We start from the raw sequence: 12,166 nt of genomic DNA, 5'->3' as shown, positions 1-12,166 counted from the left end.
GAATCTCGGAGGGAGGAGGAGGGGCGCCTTCGCATCCTAAGCCCACCCATCTGAAGATGGGTGCTAATATAATAAGAACCGTCCATATCACCGTATTTTAATGCGGTGATTCAGAGAAAGGGGCACGCCGCGTGAACCCGCACTCCCCAAAAAGCCATAGCCTGCATGAACAAGCAGTCCTACGCCATATTGCCCATCCCTGATACAGATTTTGTGGATAATCCGGGTTCAGGAGCTGATCACGTCTCTGCCGCCGGCCATGTCCCCGAGCGCCCAGGCGAGCACGATGCCTGCGAGCACGATGCACTCGGCCGCGCGTTTTTCATCGTAAAGGTTCGCCGGGACGCCTCGGGCGTGGTAAGGACATTTGGCTTTGCCATATTCAGGCGCAAGGTCCAGCGCCGCCTCGCGCACGGCGGGCGATGGCTCGCAGACGGCAAGCAGCAGCTTGAGGCTGTGCGTGTAGGGCATATCTTGACCTCGACGGAGAATGACGGACTTCAGGGCTTTCTCTGCGACCTGATGGGAGAAGAAGGCCGCTGCATAGTATCTCTGCCCCTTTAGGTTGAATTTGGCCGTTATCAGATCCTCCCTGGCCTGCGCCTCCCACCACTCAGGCGGAGTCGGGTGCGACTCTTCCATACTCAATACGAGAATCCTATCAACTCAATCCCTCCTGCAATTTCCTGAACCTCGCTCGCGGCGCCCACCGGCAGAAGTGTCAATAAGACGTGATAACTCCCCGGCGAAAGAGCAAGCTTGCGCTCGACGAAACTCCCCGCGGTCTGGTCGAGGCGTACAGAGGCGCGCTTTTGGCCATCAATCTCGAGCCTAAACTCTGCCTGCTGCCCGGCAGGGAACTTGCTCAGGTTGACTGCGAAAGACTCGATCGGAAAGCGAGGGGCGATCCTAGCTTCAAAAACTGCGACGCCCCTTTTGCTATCGATCTGCCATTTTAGCTCATCTCCAAAAAACACGATGGCGCTCTGAAACCAGATATGCCGCAGAAAGAACTTGCGGTCCTGCCTGTCCTTCTGGAATGTGTGGTCGTTGATGTATGCGATTCGCAGGTTATAGATGCCCGGCTCGAGCCCATCAAAGAACACAAACGTGTCGGTCCAATTGAGAAACGGGACGCGAATGTACTTGGGCGGCAGGTCCCCAAGCGTAACCTCGAGATTCGGAAAGACATACCTGGCAAGCCCCGTCGCTGGATCGATCACAAGCCCCGTTTCAACGTGCGTCTCGAACGTTCCCTCCGCCTTGACGCTCATCTTGATCGCCAGCGTGTCGGAGAGAACCTGGACCGGCGCCTCAAAGAAGCCGTTACGCTCGAGCAACCAGCCGCCGTCGGCCTGCCTGCCGCCGGACTTGGCCATCTCGTCTGGCGCAAGCTCCGTTGTTCTGGTCGCCTGCATCAGCCGTGTGGCACGGTTTGCCTGGACATCGTCGTGGAGACCTCTGGCCAACGAAAGGAGCTGACACAGCGCATCGAATCGCTGCTCGAACGACTGCTCTGCAACTTTGACGAGGAGATTGAACGCCTCGCGAGTTCCGCCCTCCCGCATCAGGCACACGGCGCGCAGGTAGTCCGCCTCGCTCAAGACCGCAGGGTCGGCCGCGTCGTTCGGTAGAATAGACAGCGCGTCCTTAATCTGATTGAGGCCTATGTGTGCCTTGGCGGCGACGAGCTCTGCCCTGGGCGAGACCGCTGACTCTCCTAAAACTGGCCTGAGAATCTGAAGCGCATGACGATACTTCCGCCTGTCCAACTCCGCCTCAGCAAGCATCAGCAGCGCTTCCGGAGGGTATGCTCCAAGATCGAATGGGTCTGAATCTGCCCGAAAAGAATAGAAGTCCGCCGCCTCCGGCCAACTCTTCGCCTTCATAAACGAGCGAAAAACTGTCTCGCCCAAGCTCTTGTAGCGCGGCTGGATGAAGTATGCCTGCCCCATGAAATCAACTCCTTCTTGCAGCGAAAACAGGCCATACAGCCGCCCGAAGTTGGCGTAGAGAACGGCCTCGAGCCCATCCGCATCGAATATCTGCACGCGGTCAACGTAGATGTCGGCCACCTTGTCAGGGTTGATCTTCTTCATATCCACGCCGGGTATCGTTATCCCAAGCCGCATCCGATAGTGCCCGCCGGCGACGCTGATTCGGTTGTAGTACTTCTGCATCAGCTCAACATCGACAGGCTCATCGATGACACGGACCGTCTCAGAATCGCCCTCAAGTTGAAGCCAAAGGTGTGGCACTGTCGTCCAGATAGGGTTGCGCATCATCGCCTCAACAATAATAAGCTTCTCGCCGGGCGCAAGCTGCACGTCGCGCTCGAGCGGATAGCCGGGCGTCATTCGCCGGCCGCCCTTAATGAACGCTCTCGAAGGTGGGTCATAGATCGAAAGCGGCTCGTCCTCCATCTCATACGTACATTTGGGGATGCTAATATCACAGAGCGTCCCAGCCACGAGCACGAACGCAACGGCCGCTATTCCCACTGCGCCAGCGTGAAGGTATCTGCCGGTCTTGAAGATGCCCTCGCCCTTCGACCCGCGCTTGCCGACCCTCGCAATTGCCACAAGCAGAAGTGCAAATGCGAGCATCTCAAACAGCACCTTGACTGGCGTCATGATGTCGCTTCGGAAGAATGACGGCAGAAACCGCGACAGATCGATGTAGGTGTTCATGTGCAAAAGACAGAAGGCTCGGTTTGCTCCGTTGGCCTGATCGTATCGGAACACGGGGGAGAGAAGGTGCCAGAATGCAACCATGGCCGAGACCGTTCCCGCGAAGCTGAGGGCCGCCGCCTGCCTGAACGTCGCAATACGAGCAAGCCCCAAGCCAAGCAGTGCGCCAAAAAACGGCAAGACCACTATCAGGAAACGACAAGGCGGGCACCATGACGCGTTCCACCAGGGCATCGAACCAACGACCAGATAGTACGGCCCGATGACCAAGAGCATTCTCGCCAACATGCCTCGGTTATTCCTGTTCAGCGAGACCGCACCCGCAATCGACAGAACATAGAGAGGTGCGAGCACGAGCAGTCCGAACTGCTGGTCCAGCATCTGGCCCAAAAGCCCGCTTGCTGGCGCAAGGTCCCCAACACCCATCCGCAGAAACTCGTCAAGGCGCGATGTGAGAAGGCGTAGCGTAACGATTCGGTCGCGCAGCATGTAGCCCAACGCGATGAGCACTGCGAGCCCTCCCGAAGCATAGAGCCAAGTCGCCTTTCTCCTCGTCATTCTCCACATCGCTACCAGAAGAATGGGAGCGATGAGAAGCGACAGCCTTAACTTGAGCATGAACAGAGCCACACAGAGCGCAAGCAGGATGAGCATCTCACGCCGCTTGCCCGGGCCGATCCGGGAAAGCCGTCTGAAGGCATAGATGGCCACCAGAGCACTGGCGGTGGCGGGGAATACCTGGTTCGCATAATTGAGCATGGGCACCGAGAAGCCGAAGATGAGCGCACCGAGCAGGGCATGTCTTCTGCCTGCGCCGAGCTCCTGCGAAAGCAAAAAGACGTTTGCGATTAACAAGGCGGCGAGAAGATTGATGAGGGCCACCGCGCCTCGGAACCCGAACAGGCGATAGGGAAGCGCTATCAGGAGCGGAAAGCCGACATTGTAGTTCTGGACTTCATACTCCTTACCCTTGATCTTGATGCTGCGGAACTGCGGCTGAAGCGTGTATGGATAGTAAGCAAGGTACTCCTTGTTCTTGAAGTTGTTGGTGCGGTCGAAGTCAAGATCGTATGCGAGGCTGTGCGCTGTCAGAAGGTAATATGGTTCGTCACCGTCCGGCGGGTGCTGATCGTAGGTCCAAAGCCCGAACCAGAAGTAGCACGATGCAGACACAACCACCAGGGCTATGACGAGCCTGCGCTTGGACAGCTCTTCTACGTTGCGGAAGAGCGTTACTAGCAGCGTCACCGAGACCGCGATTATCAGCCCAAGAAGAACGGTCCCTTCGATCGCCTCGAAATATCGCGATTCGGCCGTTACAAGCGGTGATGCGAAGATGAGAAAGGCAACAGCCCCGAACGCGCAGACGAGCTTTGCGGCCGAGTTAACTCTCTTGCGAACGCCGAGCTTTGGCAGTAAAAGCAGCAGTACCACGGCTTGAACGAGCACGATCGGCGTGTATTCGGACACTATCTCCGTCCTCGGGATGTCCAGCGCGAGCCAATAGCCCGTCAACCACAGGCGAGATGCGATAGCGAGGCAGAGTGTGCAGGCGAGGTAGATGAGGGTGCTCATTGATCGAGAAACAGTATTTTTCTTAGATAAATGCGGAGTAGGCCCTGCTTGGGATCGTCGAGCGAGAAGAAGACCTCAACCAGATTCGGTTTAATGCGTTTGCCAAAACTGAATGTGGCGGAGCAGTTGCGCCCCATGTACGCCTGCCCGTGAGCCAGAAACTCCACGGAGCATTCCCCCTCGTGCGATCTTGTGTGCCTTATGTGCGTGCGAGTGTTAGGGATCTCGTAGCATTTCTCGCAGGCGTCCACGCCGGCTCGCAGGGGGAAATCGTAGCGCCGACCCGTTGTATCCGTCACCCTCAGGTGAGCAATCTTTGTGTCCTGCAATATCCCGCCAGAATGCACCAGAGCGGTCTTGACCCGAACCCTTCTCGCGAACGTTCCGGCCTTGACAGGCTCGCTTAAAGTGTAGTGCTCTCTCGTGAGATAGACGTCCGGCCCAAATTTGATCGCGGCCCTGATGTGCTCTCTCTGGCCCGAAATGGCGACGATTGTCAGGACCACCCCAAGCGACAGAACCGTCCCAAACAGCGCGGCCGGCCACCGCCCAGAACCAGAATCGCTCGTCCGTGCCATGAAATAGACCGTCGCCAACGTTTTCAAGACCGCGATGGTGGTGAATATCCGAATCATCGACAGCTCGTCAACCAGGTCCAGACCGCAAAGGCTCCCAGCGGCCACCGGCAAGAAGGCGTAGAACAAGAGATCGAAAAACGCCGCTCGCTCCCACGTGCCGTTGCCTCGTCTCTTCCACACCAACATCACGGCCGTTGTCAGCAGAAACCAGGCCGGAAGGGCAAACGCAAGTGCCACGGCAACTGAGCGGTCCACAGGCGCGTACTGCGCCTTCCTCAGAGCTACAACTCCGCCGAAGATACCGCTGAGAACGCAGATCGCTAAGCAGAGAAGGAAGTACTTCAGCCTTCCGCCTTCATCCTTCATCCTTCCGCCTTCATCCTTCCGCAAGGTGCTCAACGACGTAGTCCCAGGTGATCTTGCTCGCGGTCTCGTATCCCGCCTCGCCCATCTTTCTTGCACGCTTCGGGTGAGCCACCAGAAGATCGATCTTCTCGGCGAGCGCATCGGGCCCTGTAGAAGCCACGTATCCAGTAACCCCGTCCTCAACGAACTCCAGCACTGCCCCGGAACTCTCGGTCGTGATTACCGGCTTCTTCGAGAGGAAAGCCTCGAGTGTGATGAACCCCAAATCCTCATCCTTCGGGGCGAACACCACGCCCACGCATCTCGCATAGAGATCGAGCAGCGTCTTGTCATCCACCCAGCCCGCAAAATCGACCCGCTCGCCGAGCCCGAGCTTCTTAGCCTGCTTCTTAAGCGCGCGCTCCTGCGGCCCGCTGCCCACGATCACGCACCTGGTTTTGACCTTGCACTTGGCGAGCGCAGCCAGCACGAGGTCCAGTCGCTTGTTAAGCTCCAACCTCCCCGGACAAAAGATGAACGGCTCAAAAGCCTCACATCGGAATACGTTGCCCAGCCTCGGAGGCGGATATAGAACCTTGCTCTCGAGGCCGTTGTATCGCCTCAGCCGCTCACTCACTCGCTTAGAGATGGTGAAGATGGACTTGGCCTCGGCCAGAGCCCGATTATCAATCGAGATAATGGCGTCTCTTATCCCGAGGTCTTCCTCGCTGCTTTTAAGCTGGCTATATCGAGAGCCCCAGAGCTCGTAAACCTCCCTGTGCTGATGCATAAGATAAACCACCTTTTGGGGATGCCGTGCGACGTAGGACGGGAACTTGGTGGCGATGAAGATGTCGTAGGGCGAAAGGTAGCTCTTGGTGAGGTCGAGCAGACGCCAGGCCAGGCAGTCCCTTATCAGCTGCTTGGCGGGCGAGAAATTGAATGGAATCTCGATCCTGGAAACATTGTGTCCTTTCCCAGCAAGCGCCGACTGAAGCGACGACACCAATACCTCTGCGCCGCCCTGCACTGAGTGAACGATCGGAAAGCCAATTGCGATTGTTTTTTTCTGTCTAGCCATGCCTCCAAGCGTAACAGGCACTGGCTATTGCTTTCAAGGAGCGGTAGAGGAATCCACGAAGGAGGGATCTCTGGGTGTAGGGTGGGCTTTCCAGCCTGCCGAAAAGAGGGGGCATCCACGAAGTTCACGAAAACACACGAAGAAGGAGCTTGGCGATCCAGCAAAGTCTCACCGCCCGGCGCACGGGACCATGCCGGGCAGCACTATCGCCCGGCTTCAGCCGAGGCGATATAGAAGGCTATCATTGTCCTAGCCCCCATCTTCAGATGGGGGAATTGTGGCCGACACCTCCCCTATATCCCGTTCAGCTGTGGGATTCGGGGGAGCGCGAATCACTCCCCCTCCTCATAATCCTCATAAGGACAGGCGAAGGGTCTTCTTGGGCTTGCGCCCTTCTTGACCCTTCGCCAGGTGACGCAAGTAGCAAAGTGGGCAAGTGATCAATTAGACGACCTGGCCACGCGGAAACCGTAGCCATAGTACCCGTACCCCGGTTCGGGCCAGTCGCGGCCAGCCGAACGGCAGCTCCAGGTGAGGCCGTACCAGCCGCCGCCGCGTAGGACCCGGACGGCGCCACTACTGGCGCCCGTCGGATCACTATCCGGATCCGGCCGCGTCCCATAATAACGTGATGAATACCAGTCCCAACACCACTCCCATACGTTCCCGTGCATGTCATACAGACCCCAAGCGTTCCGCTCCTTCTCGCCTACAGGATGTGTCGTTTGACCCGAATTGTTAAAATACCAACCTGCACGGCGGAGATCGGGATCAGAATCCCCTGTGTAGAACCGCGTCGTCGTCCCAGCGCGGCAAGCGTACTCCCATTCGGCCTCCGTCGGCAACCGGTAGCCGTTTGCGCCGAAGTTGCACGTCACTTCAGCTGAAGTGATGTGATCCCCGTCGTAACCTATGTTTGAAATCGTATAGCACTTCGTATAGCCGTCAGCCTCGGACAACTCGTTGCAGAACGATACGCAGTCAAACCAGGTAACTCGCTCAACCGGATGGTCATCGCCGCTGAAGTAAGAGTCGTTCCAGCCCATCACGTCCTCAAACTGCTTCTGCGTTACCTCCGTCTCCGACATCTGAAACGCCGAGATATTCACCGTCCGCTGCGGCCCCTCGTCCGGATCTCGTCTCAACTCGTCGTCCGGAGAGCCCATCAGAAACGACCCGGCGGCAATAGGCACCATCGTAACGTCCGTCGAAGGGCCGCCTGAACTGTAGCTGAAAGGCGCAAGGCTAAAATTGCTGGCCCAGCCCCAAGTCCCAGGGTCTAAGCAGAGCGAGGCGAAGTAGTATTCCCCACCTTGGCTAATCGGCGGCGCAGGCAGCACTGAAGGAACCTCGAAGCGGAAGTGTGCTGTCATGTCGAACTGGCCAGGCATCCTTACCTCCGCGTTCCAGGGCACTATTGTCTGGACCCAGCCGGACGGCCCCATGGTGTATATGCTCCCGTCAGGCATCAGCAAGCCGATGCATAAGTCAAGCGTCGTAGAGCCGTCTGGGTTCTCTACACCTAACGTGACCTCGATCGTGTCGCCGGACTGATATGTGTCGGCGTCGGTGTAGATAGTTACCGTTGGCTCAGCCAGCGCTATCGTCCACAGCGCCAGAACCAGTGCAGAGCCTAGAAGGACAACCGCTGCTCTCATCTTTCTGCCTCCTTTCAGGGAAGTTGATGTTACAAGCGCCCGCCCACAATGAGCAGGACGCAGTTACTGATGCAAAACACCAAGATTGAAAATATACTTCGTTGCAGTAGAAACAACAAGGTAAAATGCGAGATCTAGGCGTGGGCTGGCGTGAAGATGCAGTCGGAGAACTTCACGACGAGATCGTGGAAAGCTGGCCTGAAAGCAGTCATCGGCCCCGGCTGATATCTGGGGCACACGGCATTTGACAGTAGGACCACGGCAAGCTCGCGCAGAGGGTCAATCCAAAGGCTGCAACCGGTAAACGCGGTGTGGCCAAATGCGCTCTTGGACATCACGCGGCCGCCGCTTGTACCGTTGCCCTTGATCAGCTGCCAGCCCAGCCCTCGGCGCTCACCACCCACCTCTTTTTGCGGGGTTATGGTCAGCCTGATGCTCTCGGGCGAGAGAATCGCTTTTTTCTCGCGACTGCTAACACCCGGGAGAAACTGCTCGGCCATCTTCACGATGTCCGAGGCGCAGCTGAAAAGGCCAGCATTGCCGCTTACGCCACCGAGGAAGTGCGCGTTAGAATCGTGCACCTCACCTCTTATGAGTCCATCGCGCCTCATCGAGTTGAGCCGCTTCTCGGCTTGACTCAGCCGAGGCATCAGCCAGCTGTCCTGAGACGCCACGGTCGAGAACTCCTCAACAAACCGAGCGGCCTTAGCCTGTTCGAACACGTTTCCGTGCTCAGTCGGAGCGATCCGGCTGAAAAAGTCACGCGGAGGATGAAAGAAAGTCTGGCGCAGGCCAAGCGGCTCAAATATGTGCTCGCGTGCAAACTCCGCGAGGTTCTGGCTAGAGACTAGTTCAACTATTCCGCCCAGAAGTATAAAACCGAGGCAGCTGTACTTGATCTCCTCCCCGGGGCTATACTGGAGAGGAAGGTGGCTGATGAACTCGATCGCGGTCTTCTTGTCGTCAGCAAAAACATAAAGAGGCGCCCACGCCGGCAGGCCGGACGAATGCGTAAGGAGGTCTTTGATTGTAACGGAGAGCTTCTCTGTGCCGCGGAAGCTTTCGATGTAATCGGCCACTGGGTCATCGATCGAGAGCTCGCCAGCCTCTTGAAGGAGCATTATTGAAGGTGTGGTAACTAGTACCTTAGTGAGAGAAGCAACGTCGAAGATGATGTCCTCGTCCATCGGAGTGTCTTCTGAACCAGTATCCAGAAAACCTTTGGCGCTATGAAGTATCCAATCACCCTCGCGTTTGACGAAGAAAACGACCCCCCCAAAGACGCGCTGATCGATTGCCGAATCAACAAACTCATGCAGCTGAGCAAAATAGTGAAGCGCTCTGCTCTGCATCATCTCGATCCCCGATCCGATTGATCAAGCTACCTACTCATCTTAATCCTTTGGTCTCTATCGTAAAAAGTCAAGTACTTTTTTAGCATTCAAATAAACAATAACGGCCCGGCTATAGTGGTGAACGCCCATATCTCTAATCTTTCGAGCGTTATTTTCATAGAGCTCGATTTCAGTTTCCTAACAGTGTAAGAAACAATCAGCACAACCGCAAAAAAACAAAAAGAACACCGAGCGAAAAACTCGCACTTCTGTATTAGTGTTGATCTATGCATAGGAAAAACCGTGAATGGGTAGGTATCTGTAGGACTGCTCCATACGCTGCTGGAGCGCCGTGATTTCGCACTCAGGACTTAAATCATGACAACTGTTGCGTTCTTCACACTTGGCTGCAAGTTGAACCAATTTGAGAGCGCTGCAATGGCGGCGCAGCTGGAGAAGGCGGGCCTTGAGATAATCGATTTTAGCCGGCCATCGGACGTCTATATCATCAATACTTGCACGGTTACAGCCAAGACCGACCGCAGGAGCCGAGCAGCCATCAGGCGCGCCCAACGACTCAACCCGGACGCCCTGATTGTGGTCGCAGGCTGCTACAGCCAAGTGGCGCCCCAGGAGATCGCCTCGATTCCAGGGGTTGACGTTGCGATAGGCAACAAAGAGAAGACGCGCATCGTCTCCCTGCTTCGGCGCCTCCTACGCGACCGCGCTGTGGAGGCGCCTGTCTGGCAGCCGGTCGAGTCGGCACCGACTGACCAATACCCGATGATCGAGCGGTTCTTCAATTATTCTCGCGCCTTTGTGAAGATTCAGGAGGGCTGCGATTCGCAATGCGCGTACTGCATTATCCCAACGGCGAGAGGCCCGAACCGCAGCATGTCGCCTGACTGGGTAATAGATCAGATACAAACATTGGTGGACAGAGGTTATCAGGAAGTCGTTCTCTGTGGAACGCACCTGGGCACTTATGGCGTCGATCTTGTGGCTGGGCCTACCCTGGTAACCTTGCTCAGCCGCATACTTGAGAGCACAAACGTCCGCCGCATCCGCCTGAGCTCGATCGAGCCGATGGAGTTCGATGAGCAGCTGAAGGAGGCGATAGTCTCGTCCAACAGAATCTGTCGGCATCTCCACATTCCGCTTCAGAGCGGCTCGGACGTCGTTCTAAGAGCCATGAACCGGCGCTATTTGACGGCCGATTACAGAGAACTGGTCAACTGGTTCAAGACCAGGTGCCCCCAAATGTGTATCGGTGCGGACTTAGTTGTCGGCTTCCCGGCCGAGGACGAGGCCAGCTTCCGTGAGACAATGCAGTTCATACAAGACATCGACCTATCGTATTTGCACGTCTTCTCCTACTCGGTTCGGCCGGGCACACCTGCCGCCAAACGCTACTCCCAAAGCCAGCTGATCCTCTCGGAAGAGGTCAAGAGGCGCAGCAGGTTGCTTCGGCGTCTAAGTCGCACAAAAAGGCTCAACTTCGCCCAAACGTTGGTTGGAAACACACTGAACGTGCTTGTGCTCAAAAAAACCGACGACAGGTCTGGCAAGCGCGTGGCGCTCTCGGACAACTACCTCAACGTGTCAGTCGATGCGGACGATGCCTCGACGGGGCAGATTCTCCCCGCAAGGATTCTCTCTGTGACGGAATCCGCAATTGTGGGAAGACTGCTCAATCGCTGAGCGCCTCACTCATGCGTCGAGCCAGGTCTGCACAGTTCCCCGGCGGATCGGGCCGATTAAGACCAATGCAAGAATTTCGGCCAACTTGACATCATGCACGGGCGGGTCTAGCATTTGAACTGTTGAGTTATTTCAAACTCTCTGCGCCTGTAGCCCAATGGATAGAGCACTGGCTTCCGGAGCCAGGGGTTGGAGGTTCGAATCCTCTCAGGCGCGCTTCTGTTTAGCAGGCCGCCTGGCGACTGAACGAGGCTGTCCAGAACGGGGTAAATACGGCTCTGACCACGAGTCGCGGGATTAGCCGGGATATGTCGAAAGATGCGATTTCCCGGAGGCTCAGGATAGTCTCCGACCTTCGAAGCCTCTGCCTCAATCTCGGCCGTGCGAAGAAGCTCAAACTCGAAAGGGCCGAATCCCAACGATCGGACCCACCGGAGCAATCCGCGGACGCAGGGGGCCGGTGATCTTCGTTTACTCAAACAGATCTCGCGGGAGGCCGGATTGTCGTATCATGGACATCAACGTTTCCATCCTCATACTGCTCAAGTGTCCTTCTCTTCATCTACATCCTCGCCCTGCGGTTCCTTCTTTCCGAACTTCTCACCGCCAGAGTAGAGGCTCGTCGGCTCTCCTGGCTTGAAGGCTGGGAATTGTTCTGTGCCTTCTGCGCATGCTCGCGGGCCCCACCGCGCCAGACCGGGCAGTTGCGGTGGATGGCTACGATTACTACGACGTCAGCTGCCCTCGGAACCCTACGCAAGACGGTTATGCAACCGGTGCGCTCAGCCCGCAAATCACGCCTCAGGGCCTGCCCAAACCACCAGAAGTCGCCATCGCGACTCTGCTATACCCCAACATCCTGTCACTCTCAGAAAAACCACCACCGGTTGAAGCACGAAACCACTAAACAACCCACTCCTGCGGAACTGCTGAGCCAAGCTCCCAATAATCAGATTGATCGTTTCTGAAGTTGAGCTCTGAAGCTGGCCGCCACATAGGCACGGGAGTTCATATCGAAAGCCGAGTTGTTGCTTCTTTCACCTAATGGGTGCGAACGAGGGGTGCAGGCTGTAATCCCCGACAGGGGATACCGTGGGTAGCCGTGCGTGCAACGCAACGGGGAGGGGGATTGTGGCGGTATTCGCACCGTCAGGCTACGCCTGCGGCTACCCATGGTCTGCCCTTCGGGCAAGAGCTTCTGCCC

The 12,166-nt window shown here is 56.8% G+C and carries 7 protein-coding genes and 1 tRNA gene; 2 read left to right on the top strand and 6 right to left on the bottom strand.

Annotation, left to right across the window (positions count from 1 at the left end; translation table 11 throughout):
* Positions 1-228 precede the first annotated feature (228 nt).
* From VM163_11705 to VM163_11680, 6 genes are all read right to left on the bottom strand, one after another.
* The gene (locus VM163_11705; GenBank protein ID HUT04540.1) at positions 229-642 is read right to left on the bottom strand and encodes a HEPN domain-containing protein; all 414 of its coding nucleotides are present in this window, start codon (positions 640-642) and stop codon (positions 229-231) included.
* A gap of 2 nt (positions 643-644) precedes the next feature.
* A complete protein-coding gene (locus VM163_11700) occupies positions 645-4,265 on the bottom strand; it encodes a hypothetical protein (GenBank protein ID HUT04539.1) in 3,621 nt (1,206 codons plus the stop codon).
* Positions 4,262-5,209: a hypothetical protein gene (locus VM163_11695; protein HUT04538.1), complete on the bottom strand. Its 948-nt coding sequence runs from the start codon at positions 5,207-5,209 to the stop codon at positions 4,262-4,264. Before VM163_11695 ends, VM163_11700 begins: the two co-directional genes overlap by 4 nt.
* A 10-nt stretch (positions 5,210-5,219) precedes the next feature.
* On the bottom strand, positions 5,220-6,269 hold the full coding sequence (locus tag VM163_11690; protein HUT04537.1) for a glycosyltransferase family 4 protein: 1,050 nt from the start codon (positions 6,267-6,269) through the stop codon (positions 5,220-5,222).
* Positions 6,270-6,709: 440 nt separating this feature from the next.
* Positions 6,710-7,927 (bottom strand): formylglycine-generating enzyme family protein, encoded by a 1,218-nt coding sequence (locus VM163_11685; protein HUT04536.1) that lies wholly within the window; start codon positions 7,925-7,927, stop codon positions 6,710-6,712.
* Between the two features lie 134 nt (positions 7,928-8,061).
* The gene (locus VM163_11680; protein ID HUT04535.1) at positions 8,062-9,282 is read right to left on the bottom strand and encodes a serine hydrolase domain-containing protein; all 1,221 of its coding nucleotides are present in this window, start codon (positions 9,280-9,282) and stop codon (positions 8,062-8,064) included.
* Between the two features lie 357 nt (positions 9,283-9,639).
* On the opposite strand from VM163_11680, the gene mtaB reads away from it, so the two are divergent.
* Positions 9,640-10,962: a tRNA (N(6)-L-threonylcarbamoyladenosine(37)-C(2))-methylthiotransferase MtaB gene (gene mtaB / locus VM163_11675; GenBank protein ID HUT04534.1), complete on the top strand. Its 1,323-nt coding sequence runs from the start codon at positions 9,640-9,642 to the stop codon at positions 10,960-10,962.
* 143 nt (positions 10,963-11,105) lie between these two features.
* Positions 11,106-11,178 (top strand) — tRNA-Arg (locus tag VM163_11670).
* Positions 11,179-12,166 lie beyond the last annotated feature (988 nt).

The organism is bacterium (assembly GCA_035527515.1).
Taxonomy (GTDB): domain Bacteria; phylum B130-G9; class B130-G9; order B130-G9; family B130-G9; genus B130-G9.
The sequence above is the reverse complement of the archived record's forward strand: the minus strand, read 5'-3'. Positions and strand labels throughout refer to the sequence as shown.